At 63.1% G+C, this 16785-nt stretch carries 12 protein-coding genes; 6 read left to right on the top strand and 6 right to left on the bottom strand.

The window, feature by feature from the left end:
- Nucleotides 1–98: 98 nt before the first annotated feature.
- From ATI14_RS06460 to ATI14_RS06450, 3 genes are all read left to right on the top strand, one after another.
- Nucleotides 99–2972 (top strand): EAL domain-containing protein, encoded by a 2874-nt coding sequence (locus tag ATI14_RS06460; protein WP_016971703.1) that lies wholly within the window; start codon nucleotides 99–101, stop codon nucleotides 2970–2972.
- Between the two features lie 162 nt (nucleotides 2973–3134).
- The gene (gene hexR / locus ATI14_RS06455) at nucleotides 3135–4001 is read left to right on the top strand and encodes a transcriptional regulator HexR (protein WP_003177007.1); all 867 of its coding nucleotides are present in this window, start codon (nucleotides 3135–3137) and stop codon (nucleotides 3999–4001) included.
- Nucleotides 4002–4212: 211 nt separating this feature from the next.
- On the top strand, nucleotides 4213–4410 hold the full coding sequence (locus ATI14_RS06450) for a PA3496 family putative envelope integrity protein (RefSeq protein WP_080520294.1): 198 nt from the start codon (nucleotides 4213–4215) through the stop codon (nucleotides 4408–4410).
- On the opposite strand, the gene ATI14_RS06445 is transcribed toward ATI14_RS06450, so the two are convergent.
- Nucleotides 4340–5314 (bottom strand): LysR family transcriptional regulator, encoded by a 975-nt coding sequence (locus ATI14_RS06445; RefSeq protein ID WP_016971701.1) that lies wholly within the window; start codon nucleotides 5312–5314, stop codon nucleotides 4340–4342. The two genes, ATI14_RS06450 and ATI14_RS06445, sit on opposite strands and share 71 nt — an antisense overlap.
- A 196-nt stretch (nucleotides 5315–5510) precedes the next feature.
- On the opposite strand from ATI14_RS06445, the gene ATI14_RS06440 reads away from it, so the two are divergent.
- Together ATI14_RS06440 and oadA are read left to right on the top strand one after the other, a co-directional pair.
- Nucleotides 5511–6926, top strand: a complete 1416-nt coding sequence (locus ATI14_RS06440) for an acetyl-CoA carboxylase biotin carboxylase subunit (RefSeq protein ID WP_016971700.1) — start codon at nucleotides 5511–5513, stop codon at nucleotides 6924–6926.
- A gap of 11 nt (nucleotides 6927–6937) precedes the next feature.
- Complete coding sequence (oadA, locus tag ATI14_RS06435) at nucleotides 6938–8746, top strand: sodium-extruding oxaloacetate decarboxylase subunit alpha (protein ID WP_016971699.1); 1809 nt, start codon at nucleotides 6938–6940, stop codon at nucleotides 8744–8746.
- A 75-nt stretch (nucleotides 8747–8821) separates the two neighbouring features.
- Here the strand turns inward: oadA and ATI14_RS06430 are convergent, their stop codons facing one another.
- From ATI14_RS06430 to ATI14_RS06410, 5 genes are all read right to left on the bottom strand, one after another.
- Nucleotides 8822–10084 (bottom strand): autotransporter outer membrane beta-barrel domain-containing protein, encoded by a 1263-nt coding sequence (locus ATI14_RS06430; RefSeq protein ID WP_031319842.1) that lies wholly within the window; start codon nucleotides 10082–10084, stop codon nucleotides 8822–8824.
- 109 nt (nucleotides 10085–10193) lie between these two features.
- The gene (locus ATI14_RS06425; RefSeq protein ID WP_016971697.1) at nucleotides 10194–13166 is read right to left on the bottom strand and encodes an autotransporter outer membrane beta-barrel domain-containing protein; all 2973 of its coding nucleotides are present in this window, start codon (nucleotides 13164–13166) and stop codon (nucleotides 10194–10196) included.
- A gap of 232 nt (nucleotides 13167–13398) precedes the next feature.
- Nucleotides 13399–14067: a GNAT family N-acetyltransferase gene (locus ATI14_RS06420; protein WP_016971696.1), complete on the bottom strand. Its 669-nt coding sequence runs from the start codon at nucleotides 14065–14067 to the stop codon at nucleotides 13399–13401.
- 10 nt (nucleotides 14068–14077) lie between these two features.
- Nucleotides 14078–14524 (bottom strand): GNAT family N-acetyltransferase, encoded by a 447-nt coding sequence (locus ATI14_RS06415; protein ID WP_016971695.1) that lies wholly within the window; start codon nucleotides 14522–14524, stop codon nucleotides 14078–14080.
- Entirely contained in the window at nucleotides 14521–15159 is a 639-nt protein-coding gene (locus ATI14_RS06410) for an FMN-binding negative transcriptional regulator (protein WP_016971694.1), read from the bottom strand. Before ATI14_RS06410 ends, ATI14_RS06415 begins: the two co-directional genes overlap by 4 nt.
- Nucleotides 15160–15246: 87 nt before the next feature.
- On the opposite strand from ATI14_RS06410, the gene pdxR reads away from it, so the two are divergent.
- Nucleotides 15247–16785 (top strand): MocR-like pyridoxine biosynthesis transcription factor PdxR, encoded by a 1539-nt coding sequence (gene pdxR / locus ATI14_RS06405; RefSeq protein WP_016971693.1) that lies wholly within the window; start codon nucleotides 15247–15249, stop codon nucleotides 16783–16785.

Raw genomic sequence — 16785 nt, 5'->3', positions numbered from 1 at the left:
CGTCCTACGGAATTTATGACCTGGGGCAGTTTGGCCCAGGCGCTTGCTTGTGTATGCTCCGTGCACGTTTCGGGCTCACCATTATAAGAACACTGCCTATGACCCTCAGTACCGACCTGCTCGGCCCCTCGGCGGCGCCTGCGCAAGTCATCCGCAAACATTACGCAACCGAGATGGCGGTCGAACGCACTCGCCTGCTGTATCAAGGTTCACTGCTGCCGACGCTATTGATGTTGGTCAACGGCCTGGTCTGCGCCTGGTTGCTGTGGAACCCAAAGCAATATTTGTTGGACAGCATCTGGCTGGTCTGGCTGCTGGCCCTGGTGGCGCTGCGCGTGATCCAGGTGGCTGCCTTTGATTCGGCGATGCCCAGCCGCCAGGCTCAGCCGGTGTGGGGGCGCATGTTCATGCTCGGTTCGGCGATCAGCGGCCTGACCCTGGCCACCGCCGCCATCGCGCTGGTACCGGCAAACAGCTTTATGCAGCAGGCCTGGGTATTTGGCCTGATCGGCGCTGCGACGCTGTCGGCGAGCGTGGCCTACGCCGTGAGCCTGCCCGCGTTTCTGTCCTTTGCGGTGCCGTGCCTGGTGCCGGCCATTATTTATCTGTTCTGGGACGGCACCTCGCAGCAGCAAGGCTGGGGCGTGTTGGGGCTGATCCTGCTCGCCTCCTTGAGCCTGGTGGCGTGGCAGGTCAACCGCCTGATCCAGCGAGGGCTATTGCGCCGTTTTCAAAACCAGGCCTTGATCGAGCATCTGCAGCAGGCGCAACAGCGCAGCGAGCAACTGAATCAGGAGCTGGTGCGCGAAGTCGAGCAGCGCCGTCAGGTCGAACAGGAACTGCGTGACGCGCAAACCGGCCTGCAAGACCGCGTGGCGCAGCGCAGCCAGGAGCTGGACGCCGCCAGCCTGGCCCTGAATAAAAGCGAAGCACGCCTGGCCATGGCCCTGCAAGCCAGTGAGCTGGGGCTGTGGGACTGGAACCTGCAAACCGACGAAGTCCATCACACTCAGCTTAAAGAGCTGTTCGGCCTGGAACCCGAGTACGTCACGGCGATGCTCAGCCACCTCAAGCCGCGCCTGCACCCCGAAGACTTGCCGTTGCTCAAGCGCGCGCTGGTGGAACACCTTAAAGGCCGCAGCGACGACTATCAGGTGGAATACCGCGTGCGCCATGGCGACGGCCATTGGGTGTGGATCGAGGACCGGGGCCGCGCCGTGGAGCGCGCGCCGAACGGCCGGGTCACACGCATGCTCGGCACCCGCCGTGATATCAGCGCCGACAAGGCTCTGGAAGAACAACAGCGACTGGCCTCGACCGTGTTCGAGGCCGCCAGCGAAGGCATCGTGATCCTCGACCCCAATTACGTGCTCATCGCCGTAAACCAGGCGTTCAGCCGCGTCACCGGCTTTGAAATCGACGACATGATTGGCCGCAACGTCGTCGAGCTGCCCAGCAGCCGCGACGCGCGCCGCCATTTTCCGGTGATCCGCCAAGCGTTGCTCAGCCACGGCACCTGGCAAGGCGAGCTGGTGGAAACGCGCAAGAACGGCGAGCTGTACCCGCAATGGCTGCAGTTGAATGTCGTGCGCGATGTGCGGGGAAAAGTCAGCCATATCGTGGGCTTCTTCGCCGATCTGTCTGCTCGGCGTGAATCTGAAGAACGCATGCGCTACCTCACGCACTACGACGAGCTGACCGGGTTGGCCAACCGCTCGCTGTTCCGCGAACGCCTGCGCGAGGCCCATGCGCGCGTGCGCCAGGGCGGGCGCAGCCTGGCGTTGCTGCACATCAACCTCGACCGTTTCAAGCTGCTTAACGACAGCCTGGGCCATGAAGTGGCTGACCAATTGCTGCAAAAAATGGCGCGCCGGTTGATCAACGCTTTGCCCGAAGCCGACACCATTGCGCGGCTGTCCGGCGACGAGTTCGCGGTGCTGTTCGACGCCTACGGCAGCCTTTCCAGCCTTGCGCGGGTGGCCACGCGGCTGCTCGCCAAGCTGCGCGTGCCGGTGACGGTGGAAGGGCATGAGCTGGTGGTCAGCGCCTCGATGGGGGTCAGCCTGCTGCCAGATAATGCGCGGGAAATTTCCGCGCTGGTCAGCCAATCGAACATGGCCATGCAACATGCCAAACACCTGGGCGGCAATAATTTCCAGTTCTTCACCGACAGCCTTCAAGCCAGCACCCTTGAGCGGTTGCAACTGGAAAACCACCTGCGCAAAGCCATTGACGAGCGCCAGCTCACGGTGTTCTACCAACCCAAACTGTGTCTGGCCACCGGCAAGCTGAACGCTGCCGAAGCGTTGGTGCGCTGGGACCACCCGCAATGGGGCATGGTGCCGCCGGGGGACTTTATCGGCCTGGCCGAAGAGACCGGCCTGATCGTGCCGCTGGGCGAGTTCGTGTTGCGTCAGGCCTGCCGGCAGGCGTGCGAGTGGCAACGTGAGGGGCTGGCGCCGATTCGGGTGTCGGTGAACCTCTCGGTGCATCAGTTGCGCCAGGGCAAGTTGGTCAGCCTGGTACGCCAGGTGCTCGAAGAAACCGGCCTCGACCCGCAATACCTGGAGCTTGAGCTGACCGAAAGCCAACTGCTCGACAGCGTGGAGCACATCATTGCCACGTTCCAGCAGTTGCGCGACCTGGGCGTGAAGCTGGCCATTGACGATTTCGGCACCGGCTATTCATCGCTCAGCTACCTCAAGCGCATCCCTGTGGATTACGTGAAGATCGACCAGACGTTTATTCGCGGGCTCGGCCAGGGCCGGGAAGACGCCGCCATCACCCGCGCTATCATCGCCATGGCCCACGGGCTGGCGCTCAAGGTGGTGGCCGAAGGTGTGGAAGACCAGCAGCAACTGGATTTCCTGCGCGGCGAGCGCTGCGACGAGGTGCAGGGCTACCTGATCAGTCGGCCGATGCAGGCCGAAGGGTTGGCGGAATTGTTACGGAAAAATCCGGATTTTCCCTGAGGCCGGCCGGGGCGCCTTTGTGGCTACATGGCGCCTGCCCGCTGAATCAGAGGGCATCCGGGCGATTTAGTGATGCATCGGACGGGCAAAACGGCAATTCTTGTAGTATAACTACAAGCTTGCTACATCCCTGGCGTCTGCCAATAACAAGAGTCCTGCCCTTTGAACCTGTTGCAACATATCGCCCAGTCGCGCCACCTGTTACGCAAATCGGAACTCAAGGTTGCCGACCACGTGCTGCTTGACCCTGCGGCCGTGATGCACAGTTCCATGGCCGACCTGGCCCACAGCGTGGGCATCAGTGAGCCGACCATCGTGCGCTTCTGCCGCGCCATCGGCTGCTCGGGTTTCCAGGACTTGAAACTCAAGCTGGCCCAGAGCCTGGCCGCCGGTGCGAGCTTCGGGCAGTTTGCGATCCATGAAGACGACTCGGTCGCCGACTACAGCCTGAAAATCTTCGACACCACCCTGCACACGCTGATGGAAGTGCGCGAAAAGCTCGACCCGGTTGAGCTGCAAAAGGCCGTCACGGCGATGTCCCAGGCCCAGCGCGTCGAGTTTTATGGCTTTGGTGCGTCCGGCGCCGTGGCTGCGGATGCCCAGCACAAATTCTTCCGCCTGCTGCTCACCGCAGCGGCCTACAGCGACCCGCACATGCAGGCGATGTCGGCGGTGACCTTGAAGCCCACCGACGTGGCCATTTGCATTTCCCAGTCCGGGCGCTCCAAGGACTTGCTCATCACCGCCAACCTGGTGCGTGAGAGCGGCGCGTCGTTGATCACGCTGTGCCCGAGCCAGACGCCGTTGGCGGAGCTGTCCACGGTCAACCTGGCGATCGATGTGCATGAAGACACCGAAATCTATACGCCGTTGACCTCGCGCATCGCCCACTTGGTGGTGATCGACGTGCTGGCCATGGGCGTAGCCATGGCGCGCGGGCCCAGCCTGGTCAACCACCTCAAGAGCGTGAAGCGCAGCTTGCGCAGCCTGCGGTTGTCACCCAAGTCCGTCAAAGCCCTCGACGACTGATTTGAATTGGATCGCTCCCACGCTCCGCGTGGGAGTGTCTATTGCGACGCTCTGCGTCGCGGGACGCGGAGCGTCCAGGGCTGCATCCCCACGCGGAGCGTGGGAACGATCACAACTTCGCAACATTCATCGTCCTGTCATCCCCGCGCCGCCAAACCGTCATCCCCCGCGCCCATCCTGTACTCCCCGTACTCGCATTGGGAGACTCGACATGACCCGTCCCTACGAAGACAGCAACAGCGCCGTAAAAACCCGCCGTCAGCAGGAAGACCAGCGCCGCATGGCGTTCCGTCGCGCCATCGAAGACCGTTATGAAGAGCGCCAATTGCTCCAGAGCATCAGTGACTACCCGGAACTCCATTGGCAGGCACCCGTGGCTGCCCAGCGAAGCGCTCAGCCAGCGCGCTGATCTGCACCCGTTCGCTGCGGATAAAGCCCAGGAACGCATGGGCCACCGGTGACAAGCGCTTGGCCTTGGCTTGCACCAGGCACCAACTGCGGTACAGCGGCAGTTCTTCCACCGGCAGCTCCTTGAGCCCGCCGGTGGCCAGCTCCAGGTTGACCGCGTGGCGCGTCAGCAACGCCACGCCCAACCCTGCGTTCACACACTCACGCTGCGCCTCGGCCGAGGCCACTTCCACCGTCTGCGTGAAGTGCACGCGTTTTTCCTTGAAATACTCCTCGCACGCCAGCCGCGTACCGGAACCTGGTTCGCGCAGCAGCAGCGTGTAGGGTTCAAGATCCTGCAGGCGCAGCGGGCCTTGCAGGCTCAAGGGGTGGTCCGGTGGCGCCACGGCGACAATCGGGTTGTTGAGGAACGGCAGGAATTCCAGGCCCATGTCCTGGGGCACCATGGACATGATCACCAGGTCATCGCGGTTGTCTGAAAGCCTGCGAATCACCTGCGCACGGTTGACTACGGTCAGGTGCAATTGCACCTCCGGGTGCTGGCGCTTGAAGGCGGCAAACAGGTGCGGCACGAAGTATTTGGCGCTGGATTCAACCGCCAGTTTCAGCTGGCCTTGCAGCGAACCCTGCATGTCCGAGAGCTGCATATCGAGGTTTTCCAGGCGCCCGAAGATATCGCGGCTGGCCCGTTGCAAGGCTTCGGCGGCTTCGGTCATGTAGAGCTTTTTGCCGACGTAATCGAACAGCGGTTGCCCGATCAGCTCTTCCAGCTGACGAATCTGTAGGCTGACGGCCGGTTGTGTGAGGGACATTTCCTCGGCGGCGCGGCTGTAGGAGCGCAAATCACACACTTCATTGAAAATCTGCAATTGACGCAATGTCATACGCATCAATGACTTACGCATTATTTAAACCCTTCTGCCGACAACCGTTGCGCCAACTATAAGGCTTTGCTTATACACGACCCAATAATTATTGATTTTTGTTAATCCTGCGGTGCGCATAGTGTGTGTCTCGCGACTGTCATGAAACATTTAGTCACGCGCCGACCCGGATCCAGAAGGTCGTAGAACGCAGCAATCGGCTCAAGGGAATTTCCAAGTGATAAAAAAGATCCTGATCGCCAACCGTGGTGAAATTGCCGTACGAATCGTGCGTGCCTGCGCCGAGATGGGCATTCGCTCGGTCGCGGTCTTTTCCGACGCCGACCGCCATGCGCTGCACGTCAAACGTGCCGACGAAGCCCACAGCATTGGCGCCGAGCCACTGGCCGGCTATCTGAACCCGCGCAAGCTGGTGAACCTGGCCGTGGAAACCGGTTGTGACGCGTTGCACCCGGGGTACGGTTTCCTGTCGGAAAACGCCGAACTGGCAGATATCTGCGCCGAACGTGGAATCAAGTTCATTGGTCCGTCCGCTGAAGTCATCCGCCGCATGGGCGACAAGACCGAAGCGCGCCGCAGCATGATCAAGGCTGGCGTGCCGGTCACCCCCGGCACCGAAGGCAACGTCGCCGATATCCATGAAGCCCTGACTGAAGGCGACCGCATTGGTTATCCGGTGATGCTCAAGGCCACCTCGGGTGGCGGCGGGCGTGGCATTCGCCGTTGCAACAGCCGCGAAGAACTCGAACAAGCCTTCCCCCGCGTGATTTCCGAGGCCACCAAGGCGTTCGGTTCGGCGGAAGTGTTCCTGGAAAAATGCATCGTCAACCCCAAGCACATCGAGGCGCAGATCCTCGGCGACAGCTTCGGCAACGTGGTGCACCTGTTCGAGCGCGATTGCTCGATTCAGCGTCGTAACCAGAAGCTCATCGAAATCGCCCCAAGCCCGCAGCTGACCCCGGAACAGCGCGCCTACATCGGCGACCTGTCGGTGCGCGCGGCCAAGGCTGTGGGCTACGAGAACGCCGGTACCGTGGAGTTCCTGCTCGCCGAGGGCGAGGTTTACTTCATGGAGATGAATACCCGCGTGCAGGTGGAACACACCATCACCGAAGAAATTACCGGCATCGACATCGTGCGCGAGCAGATTCGCATCGCCTCGGGCCTGCCGCTGTCGGTGAAACAGGAAGACATTCAGCACCGGGGTTTCGCGTTGCAGTTCCGCATCAACGCCGAAGACCCGAAGAACAACTTCCTGCCGAGCTTCGGCAAGATCACCCGTTATTACGCGCCCGGCGGCCCCGGCGTGCGCACCGACACGGCGATCTACACCGGTTACACCATCCCGCCGTTCTACGACTCCATGTGCCTGAAACTGGTGGTGTGGGCGTTGACCTGGGAAGAAGCCATGGACCGCGGCCTGCGTGCCCTGGACGACATGCGCCTGCAAGGCGTGAAGACCACCGCCGCCTATTACCAGGAAATCCTGCGCAACCCGGAATTCCGCAGCGGCCAGTTCAATACAAGCTTTGTGGAAAGCCATCCTGAGCTGACCAATTACTCGATCAAGCGCAAACCCGAAGAGCTGGCCCTGGCCATCGCCGCCGCCATCGCCGCCCACGCAGGCCTGTGAGGAATACAACAATGTCCAAGAAAATCTTTGTCACCGACACCATCCTGCGCGATGCCCACCAATCGTTGCTCGCGACCCGCATGCGCACCGACGACATGCTGCCGATCTGCGACAAGCTCGACAAAGTCGGCTACTGGTCCCTGGAAGTCTGGGGCGGCGCGACCTTCGATGCCTGCGTGCGCTTTTTGAAAGAAGACCCGTGGGAGCGCCTGCGCAAACTGCGCGCCGCGTTGCCCAACACGCGCCTGCAAATGCTGCTGCGCGGCCAGAACCTGCTGGGCTACCGCCACTACAGCGACGACGTGGTCAAGGCCTTCGTCGCCAAGGCTGCCGTGAATGGCATCGACGTGTTCCGCATCTTCGACGCCATGAACGACGTGCGTAACCTGCGCGTGGCCATCGAGGCGGTGAAAGCCGCCGGCAAACATGCACAGGGCACCATCGCCTACACCACCAGCCCGGTGCACACCGTCGAAGCGTTCGTGGCCCAGGCCAAGCAACTGGAATCCATGGGCTGCGACTCCATCGCGATCAAGGACATGGCCGGCCTGCTGACCCCGTACGCCACCGGCGAGCTGGTCAAGGCGCTGAAAGCCGAGCAGACCCTGCCGATTTTCATCCACTCCCATGACACCGCCGGCTTGGCCGCGATGTGCCAGCTCAAGGCCATTGAAAACGGTGCCGACCACATCGACACAGCCATCTCCAGCTTCGCCTGGGGCACCAGCCACCCGGGCACCGAGTCGATGGTCGCCGCTCTCAAAGGCAGCGAATTCGACACCGGCCTCGACCTGGAGCTGCTGCAAGAGATCGGCCTGTACTTCTACGCCGTGCGCAAGAAGTACCACCAGTTCGAAAGCGAATTCACCGCCGTCGACACCCGCGTGCAAGTCAACCAGGTGCCGGGCGGCATGATCTCCAACCTGGCCAACCAGCTCAAAGAGCAGGGCGCGTTGAACCGCATGAGCGAAGTGCTGGCCGAAATCCCGCGTGTGCGTGAAGACCTCGGCTTCCCGCCGCTGGTCACCCCGACCTCGCAGATCGTCGGCACCCAGGCGTTCTTCAACGTGCTGGCCGGTGAGCGCTACAAGACCATCACCAACGAAGTGAAGCTCTACCTGCAAGGCGGCTACGGCAAGGCGCCGGGTACCGTAAACGAGAAACTGCGCCGCCAGGCCATCGGCAGCGAAGAAGTGATCGATGTGCGCCCGGCTGACCTGCTCAAGCCGGAAATGACCAAGCTGCGCGGCGAAATCGGCGCGTTGGCCAAGTCCGAAGAAGACGTGCTGACCTATGCCATGTTCCCGGACATCGGCCGCAAGTTCCTCGAGGAACGCGACGCCGGCACCCTGGCGCCGGAAGTGCTGTTGCCGATTCCTGAAGCTGGCGGCGTGGCTCGCCCAGGTGGCGAAGGCGTACCGACCGAGTTCGTCATCGACGTGCACGGTGAAAGCTACCGCGTGGACATCACCGGTGTCGGCGTGAAGGCCGAAGGCAAGCGCCACTTCTACCTGTCCATCGACGGCATGCCCGAAGAAGTGGTGTTCGAACCGCTCAACGAATTCGTCAGCAGCGGCGGCAGCAAGCGCAAGCACGCCACCGCGCCGGGCCATGTCAGCACGGCGATGCCGGGCAACATCGTCGACGTGCTGGTCAAGGAAGGCGACGTGGTCAAGGCCGGCCAGGCCGTGCTGATTACCGAAGCCATGAAGATGGAAACCGAAGTGCAGGCAGCGATTGCCGGCAAGGTGACCGCCGTTCATGTGGCCAAGGGCGACCGGGTCAACCCGGGTGAAATCCTGATTGAAATCGAAGGCTGATCCAGCCTTCGACACTACCGCTTAATCCTCGGGGGGGCAGGTGCCCCCCTTTTTTTTGCCCGCGATTTGGCCAGATTAGAAGCGCATCTGCCATTGCCCCATCAGGCCATGGCTGCTGCTGTGGCTGCCTTTTTCCGCGTTGTACGCCAGGCCCAGGCTGTGCTCGGTGGACAGCGCCAGGTCCAGCCCGGCCTGCAGATTCAAGCTGTTGCGGTCGAGTGCAGTGCCGTTGATGGTGAACTCGTCCGAGCGCAGCGCGGCGTGGTTGAAGGACTGGCGCACCTGGCTGTCGACGTTGCCGTACAGGTGTTTCCAGCTCGTGCTGATATGGGGGGTGAGGCTCATCCGGTGGTCAAAGCGGTACACCGTGGCCAGGCGCAGGCCGAGGGTGCTGCTCAGGTTTTGCTGGGTTTGCGGGCCGACATTCAGTGCCGTCATGCCGCCGTTTTCCTTGAAGCGGTCGCGGTGATAGCGCTGGTAACCGAGGCCGGCGAAAGGTTCGATGCTCAGGTCGGCATCGCCCAGGTGGTAACCCAGTTCCGAAAACAGGGTTTGGCTGGACGCGTCATAGGTGCTCTTGAGCGTGTCCTTATGGCCGGGCAGCTCGACGTTGCGCGTGTTTTGCCCGCCATGGTTACTGTAGAGCGCGCCCAGGCGCAGGGCCAGCGGGCCGTCACGACGCACCGCGTAACCGCCCAGGTGCCAGCTGTCCAGTTCGGCGGCGAAGCGTTGCGCATCCAGTTTGCTGGTGGACTTTGCACCGATCACGCCCGCCCGCCAGGCGTGGTCCAGCGCCCAGTCGGCGCCTAGTATCAGGCCTTGGGTGCCGTATTTCGGGCCGGCCTTGAGGCTGCCATCGTTGCTCAAGCCTTGCACCCAGAAATGGCCGTCGTCGTCATCGGGCAGTGTGCGCAGGGTTGAGAGCAAGTGCTGGGCGATTTGCCGGGTGGTGTTTTGTGTCGCGGCGGCCAGGTTGGCGTGTTGGCTGCCCGCCAGCTGTTCGAGGGCGGCGCCCATTCCGCCGGGTTGTTGATTGAGTTGAGCAGCCATTTTTTCCAGGCGTTTGATTTGCTCTGAACTCAATTGGCCCGATTGCAGCAGCCGGCTCAGCGCCGGTTCAAGCACTCGCGCGGCTTGCAGACCATTGTGGGTGGTGGCTTTGGGGGTGAGCGAACCGTCGATGGGAGCGGCCTGGGTGGTCGGCGTGTACAGCCAATCCTCATCGAACAAATCGTAGCTTTCAGGCGGGCTGTACGGTGCGCGCGCTTGTGCCTGTTGGAGGCAAGCGGTGGCTGCCAGGCTGATCACGAGTGCGATTGTGTGTCGTGTAAAGGGCATGAATTCCCGACCTCTGATGGATGAGGCCGGGAATTTAGCGAGGTGGCGGGCTGATAACTGTCAGGCCAGTGCCCCCCGGTTTGCGGGAGTTGTCTTTAGTGCGGCGCGATTAAAAACTCATCTGCCATTGGCCCACCAACGCGTGGTTACGGCTGTTGCTGCCGATCTCGCCGGTGTAGCCCAGGCCCAGGCTGTGGCGTGCCGACAAGCCCACATCCAGCCCGGCCTCGAGCAACAGGCTGTCGCGGTCCAGGGCGCTGCCTTCGACGTTGAACGCCGTGCCGCCCGCGAGGAAAGCCTGGCGGGTGTTGCTGTCGACGTCGCCGTAGGTGTGTTTCCAGCCGGCGCTGACTCGCGGCGTGAGGCTTACGCCATTGCCCAGCTGGCTCAGGTGCGCCAGGCGCAGGCCGAAGGTGCTGCTGAAATTGTCCTGGGTCTGGCCGTCCACATGCAGTGCGGCGGCGCCGCCTTTTTCGGTGTAGCCGTCGCGCTGATAGCGCTGGTAGCCGAGGCTGGCGAATGGCTCGGCGCTCAGGCGACCGCTGCCCAGCGCGTAGCCGAGTTCGGCAAAGGCTTGCTGGCTGTTGGCGTCGTAGTCGCCTTTGGGGCGGTCGTTGAACCCGTTGAAGGTGACCGTGCGTTTGCTGTCGCCCTGGTGCCCGCTGTAAGCCGCGCCGAGGCGCAAGGCCAATGGGCCGCTTTGGCGCAGCGCGTAAATGCCTGCGTGCCAGCTGTCGACGTTGCCGTCGACGCCGGTGGTATCCAGATCGGTCTTCGAGTAACCGCCCAGCACGCCGAGGCGCCATTCGTTATCCAGCGCCCAGTCGGCGCCCAGCACCGTACCTTTGGTGCGTTGAGTCAGGCCATTGCTGCCGTGGTCGCCGTCGAGCTTGCCGTAGCTCCCGATACCTTGCAGCCACAGACGGCCACGCGCATTGGGGTCGTTGAGGTTGCGGGCATCGCTTGGCACGCCGGTGGCGGCGAGTACGGGCGTATCTTTTTGATCCAGCCCCACCAGCAAGCCCGCGCCGCCGCCCAGTTGATGCATGGCTGCGAGCATGCTGTTGCCCACTTGGGCGCTGGCGCCGAGGGCCGCGGCTGTGAGGTTGGCGGTGCTGCTGCCGGCCAGTTGTTCGATGGCCGCGCCGGCGGTGGCGTTGGTGGTGTTGAGCAGGGCGTTATACAGCGTGTTGTTTTTGCCCAGGCTCGCCAGGCTATTGGCGGCATTGCTGCCGTTGGCGGTGCTGGCGAACTGGCTGAAGTTGACGTCGTTACGCGTGTAGCTCAGGCCCACCTGCGTCGGGCTATAGTCCAGCGTTGGCGTGAGGAAGGCATAGTCGCTGGTGACGTTGCCGAACTTGCCATTGATGCTGCCGGCTTGCAGCACCGTGTAATGGCTCTGCCACGGGTAAGTGCCAGGGCCGGGGTTGACGGCCAGCGTGGCGCCATTGAGGTAAGCGGTGCCGCCGACCTGAACCGGCGCGCTGCTGCCGTCGGCGTTCACGCCATAGGCCAGGGTCGAGCCGCTGCCCATCGTCAGGTCGCGGGTAACGGTTGCGGTGCCCAAGGCCGTGTTGGTCTGCAAGGTACCGTTGACCACCAGACTGCCCACCGAGCCGCCGCCGGCATAAGTACCGCCGGCATCGACGCTCAGGTTACCGGTGATGCTGCCTTGGTTGATCAGCTTGGCGCCGCTGAAAATCTCGCCGCCATCACTGAAATCGCCCTGGCTGGTCAGCGTCCAGGTGCCCTGTTTCACGTCCAGCCATTCGAAGTTGCGGCTGTTGCCGAAACTGCCGCCGGCCCGGTCGTCCATGGTCACGCGGTCATAACCGGCACCGCCGTCCACCAGGCCGACGAAGCGGCTGCCGCCGAGCAACACCAGTTTGTCGTCGCCGCCGCCCAAATCCAGGGCCAGGCCGTTGCTGCCGCTGATGGTGCCGCCGTTGATCACGGTGTCGGCAAAGTTGCCGACGAACTTCACGCCAAAGCCATTCAGGCCTTGAATGGTGCCGTGGTTTTCCAGGGTGGTTGCCGCAACGCCGGGGCCGTCGCTGCCGTCGTCCACCAGCACTGCGTTGTTGGCGCCGCTGACCAGCGCGCCGCTGGCGTTGTACACGTAGCCGCCACCCAGCGCGATGCCTTCGCTGCCGTTGGCGAAGCCGTTCTTGTCCACGCCGCCTGCACCGACGCCTTGAATGACGCCGTAGTTTTCGATGTGGGCGATTTTGTCGATGTCCACGCCGTCGCCGTCGCCATCCGGTTGCAGCCCGGAGAAGGCGCCGGTGATGGTGCCATGGTTGATCACCGTGCCGTCGCCGTCGGAGCCGAAGCCCGAGCCGTTACGGCCGATCACCGTGCCGTAGTTGGTCAGCGTGGCGCCCAGGTCGGTGGTAATGCCGTGGCGGCCGCCGGAAATCAGGCCGTAGTTGGTCACCGTCACGCCGGTGGCGGAGTCGATGTCCACGCCGTCGAATTTGTCGTCGCGGGAGAAGGTGTCGCCCGTGGAAATTTCGCCGTAGTTGGTGATGCTGGCGTTGCCGCCGGTCTTCATGCCGTCGCTGGCATCGCCGCGAATCAGGCCGCCTGCGCGGTTGATGATCGTCGTGGTGACGTTGCTGCTGCGGATCGCATCCAGGTCCAGCCCCTGGCCGGTGGCCGAGCGTATGGTGCCGCTGTTGTCGATCAACAAGCTGCCGCTGGCAAAGTTACTGTTGATGCGCAACGCGTCATTGGCGCCCTGGATCACGCCGCCGGCGAGGTTATAAATGCTGTAGTTGCGCGCCCCGGTCAGAGACCCGGAGCTGTCGATGCCACGCCCGCCGCTGGAAACCAGCTTGCCCGCGTTGGTGATCACCACGCCCGCGCCGCTGGTGCCATCCTTCAAGGTCACCGCCACGCCCGACGTGGTGATGCTGCCCGCCGCCGAAGTGGTCAACGCATCACTGCCACCCAGGGTCTGCCCGGTGGTGGTGGGGGTGTTGATCTGCAGGTTTTTTGGCGGAGCAACGGCCGCTTCGACGAAGCCGCTGCCGGCCAATAAAGTGATGGCGAGCGCGAGGCGATGGGGAGACGGGGGCATGGCAGGCGACCTTGTTATAAGAAACGAGGCGACCTGTATAGCGGAGGTGGGTTGCAGGAATGTGTCGGGTAGATGACAGGGCGGCCATACCCAAAGCCCGAACTCAGTGAAGATCCAAGGTGGGAGCCGGGCTTGCCCGCGAGGGCGGTGTGTCAGCAATACAGATGTTGGCTGAAGAATCGCTATCGCGGGCAAGCCCGGCTCCCACAATGATTGATGGTGTTTGGGGAACTCAGGCTCGGCACTGGGCCAGGCTTTTCACCTGGCCGCCGCTCTGGTTTGCCTCAGACAACCACTCTTCAAACCCCGCGCCAACCTTCGGCCATTCCGAGTCGAGGATCGAATACCACGCGGTGTCGCGGTTCTGGCCCTTGACCACCATGTGTTGGCGAAACACGCCTTCAAAACTGAAACCCAGGCGTTCGGCCGCGTATTTGGAGCGGGCGTTGCCGTTGTTGCATTTCCACTCCAGGCGGCGGTAGCCCTGGTCGAAGGCGTGCCTGGCGAGCAAATAAACGGCCTCGGTACTTTTCGGCGAGCGCTGCATGGGGGCGCCGAAGGTGACGTGGCCGATTTCAATGCGGCCCTGGGCCGGGACGATGGACATCAGGCTGAGGATGCCTTGCACCTGGCCGGTGGCACGGTCGATCACGCTGAAAAAGTACGGGTCGTTATGAATCGCATGGTTGTTCAGCCATGCGTCAAAAGCGGCGCGCTCGGGGAACGGGCCATAGGGCAAATAATCCCAGAGTTTGGGGTCGGCGCCGGGGCCTTGCAGGGCCTGGAACAGGTCGTCGCCGTGGCGCGCAGGGTCGAGTTTTTCCAGGCGGATAAAGCGCCCTTCGAGCAGTTGCACGGTGGGCGCCGAGACGCCTTTCCAGTCAGCGAGGGAAGTGGACATGCTGCGCTCCTTAAAGGCCTTTGCGAAATTGGATGAAACCCGGGCGTTCGGCGATGCGCTCGTACAGCTGGATCGCCGTGGCATTGGTTTCGTGGGTCAGCCAGTGCACCTTGGCGCAGCCATCGGCCTTGGCGGTGGCGTAGACGAATTCGATCAACTTGCGCCCCACACCGGTGCCGCGCTGGGCCGGGTCCACCAGCAAATCCTGCAGGTAGCAAGAGTTCTCGATGCTCCAGTTGGAGCGGTGGTAGATGAAGTTGACCATGCCCACCGCTGTGCCGTCCTGCCAGGCCAACGCCGAATGGGTCGGTTCGCCGGCGTCGATCAGGCGCTGCCAGGTGCTTTGGCTGACGGCGTCCGGCAGTTCGGTTTGGTAGAACTTCAAATACGCCTGCCACAGCGGCAACCAGGCGGCGTGGTCGGCGGCGGTAACGGGGCGGATGTCGATCTGGCTCATTCTGAAACTCCTTGTGGAATAAAGCGCGCGAGGGTCTGGTCACGCACGTCCGGGCTGGCGGCCAGGCCTTCGCGTACGCCGGCGATGTCGGCCGGGCTGCGGTTCTGGCTGAGTTTGCGTTTGCCGATCAGACGCTCGATCGGCAGGGCGAAGCCGACGATGGCTTTGAGCATGCCCTCGATGTAATCGGCGGGGGCGTCGCTGACTGCCCAGGGCTGGGCGCGGCCGCGCTCATGGCGGTCAGTCAGCGCGGTGACCACGCCGAGTAGCCGCTCGGCGTCGCTGAACACTTCGGCCTGGCCATAAGCGTGCACGGCGATGTAGTTCCAGGTGGGCACGACTTTGCCGTGCTCGGCCTTGGCCGGGTAGAACGCCGGGCTGACGTAGGCCTCGGCGCCGGCGAAAATCACCAGTGCGTCGCCGCCGTTCTGCAGGTCTTTCCACTGCGGGTTGGCTTTGGCCAGGTGCCCGTACAGCGTGCCGTTCGGGCCCTCGTCGGGGTTCAGCAACAGCGGCAAATGGCTGGCCAGCAGGCCTTGCTCACCGAAGGTCACCAACTGCGCCAGGCGGGTGTGCTGGATCAGTTGGTGCAATTCGGGCAAATCGTCGAGGGCAAAGGCGCGAGGTGTGTACATGGAAATATTCCTTGGCGAATGCCTGCATCCTAGGCAGGCTAATGGTTCGTTGAAAGAGCCATCTGGCACCCATTTCTTAGGTCCAATATGTCGCCGATTACGCCGCCACTGTCCTTTAACCCTGCCGGGATTGAGCTGGATCGCCGCCAGGGCCTGGCGCGCCAGCTGTATGAGGCGCTGCGCCAGCGCGTGCTGGACGGGCGGCTGGTGAGTGGCACGCGTCTACCCGCCACCCGCGATCTGGCGGCGGCGTTGTCGATCTCGCGCAACAGCGTGGTACGCGCCTACGACCAGCTGTACGCGGAAGGGTTTATCGAAAGCCGGGTCGGTGATGGCACTTACGTGGCCCAGTTGCCCACTGCAAAAAAACTATCCACAAAACTGTCCACAGGGTTATCGACAGGCTTATCCCCAGCCTTATCCACAAAATGGGCGCATTTGCCGGAAGATCTCGACAACGAAGTTATCCACAGCGGCGGTCTGGCGCGGATAAAAACCCATCACCTGGCCCTGCCGCCCGCGGGGCCGCCTCGCGCATTTCGCGTGGGCGTGCCGGCGTTCGATCTGTTCCCGTTTGAGGTGTGGGCCAAGCTGAACGGGGCATTCTGGCGCAATCCGGACCTGGAGCTGCTCTGCTATGGCGACCCGGCGGGTGACGCGCGGTTGCGGGGTTTGATCGCGGCTTATTTGCGCAGCTCGCGGGGCATGCAGTGCTCGGCTGAGCAAATAGTGATCACCAGTGGTGCGCAGCAGGCAATCAGCCTTTGTGCACAGTTGCTGGTGGAACCTGGCGATGGGGTGGCGGTGGAAAACCCCGGCTATCGCGCGGCCGGGCATGCGTTTGCCCTGGCCGGCGCGAAATTGCATGGCGTGCCGGTCGACAGCGATGGCATTGAGTGCCAGGTGCTCAATACCCTGGAGGACTGCCGCGTGGCGTACGTCACACCCTCTCATCAATATCCGCTGGGCGTAGTGATGAGCCTGGCGCGGCGTCTGGAGTTGCTGGCCTGGGCCGAGCGTACGGGCGGCTGGATCATTGAGGACGACTACGACGGCGAGTACCGCTACAGCGGCGCGCCGTTGTCGCCGTTGGCGGCTTTGGACCGCAGCGGGCGCGTGCTCTACGTCGGCACGTTTGGCAAAGTGGCGTTTCCTGCGCTGCGCCTGGGGTACCTGGTGTTGCCGGCAGGGCTGGTGGACGCGTTCTCGCGGCGCCGTGCGGTGGACATGCGCCACTCCGAAGTCAGCACCCAGGCGGTGATGGCCGAGTTCATGGCGGCCGGGCATTTTCAGCGGCATATCCGCCGCATGCGTCGCGCCGCGTTGAGTCGTCGCAATGCCTTGATCGCCGGCTGGCCCGCCGGGTTGCCGGGCATGGGCGAATTGCCCAGCGTGGCGGCGGGCCTGCACATGACCGTGCGCGTGGACAGCCTGGCCCGTGAACAACAATTGCTTGAGCAGGCCCATGCGGTGGACGTCGAAGTCAATGGTTTGAGCAGCTACTGGCTGGCAGAGTCGACCACCCCCGCAGATCAGCGCGCCGGGCTGGTGCTCGGGTTTGCCGCGGTGCCGGAAGCGGGCATTGCCCAGGCTCTGGCGCGTTTGCGCCAGGCCTGGCAGCGCTGA

The sequence above is a fragment of the Pseudomonas tolaasii NCPPB 2192 genome, assembly GCF_002813445.1.
Lineage (GTDB): Bacteria > Pseudomonadota > Gammaproteobacteria > Pseudomonadales > Pseudomonadaceae > Aquipseudomonas > Aquipseudomonas tolaasii.
This window is presented reverse-complemented; position numbering and strand designations above follow the sequence as displayed.

What these genes read in the sequence shown, in the direction of transcription:
- oadA (WP_016971699.1), top strand. Translation starts at nt 6,938, where the DNA reads ATGTCCAAGAAAATCTTTGTCACCGACACCATCCTGCGCGATGCCCAC.
- ATI14_RS06460 (WP_016971703.1), top strand. Translation starts at nt 99, where the DNA reads ATGACCCTCAGTACCGACCTGCTCGGCCCCTCGGCGGCGCCTGCGCAA.
- ATI14_RS06410 (WP_016971694.1), bottom strand. Translation starts at nt 15,159, where the DNA reads ATGTACACACCTCGCGCCTTTGCCCTCGACGATTTGCCCGAATTGCAC.
- pdxR (WP_016971693.1), top strand. Translation starts at nt 15,247, where the DNA reads ATGTCGCCGATTACGCCGCCACTGTCCTTTAACCCTGCCGGGATTGAG.
- ATI14_RS06430 (WP_031319842.1), bottom strand. Translation starts at nt 10,084, where the DNA reads ATGCCCTTTACACGACACACAATCGCACTCGTGATCAGCCTGGCAGCC.
- ATI14_RS06450 (WP_080520294.1), top strand. Translation starts at nt 4,213, where the DNA reads ATGACCCGTCCCTACGAAGACAGCAACAGCGCCGTAAAAACCCGCCGT.
- ATI14_RS06425 (WP_016971697.1), bottom strand. Translation starts at nt 13,166, where the DNA reads ATGCCCCCGTCTCCCCATCGCCTCGCGCTCGCCATCACTTTATTGGCC.
- ATI14_RS06445 (WP_016971701.1), bottom strand. Translation starts at nt 5,314, where the DNA reads ATGCGTAAGTCATTGATGCGTATGACATTGCGTCAATTGCAGATTTTC.
- ATI14_RS06420 (WP_016971696.1), bottom strand. Translation starts at nt 14,067, where the DNA reads ATGTCCACTTCCCTCGCTGACTGGAAAGGCGTCTCGGCGCCCACCGTG.
- ATI14_RS06415 (WP_016971695.1), bottom strand. Translation starts at nt 14,524, where the DNA reads ATGAGCCAGATCGACATCCGCCCCGTTACCGCCGCCGACCACGCCGCC.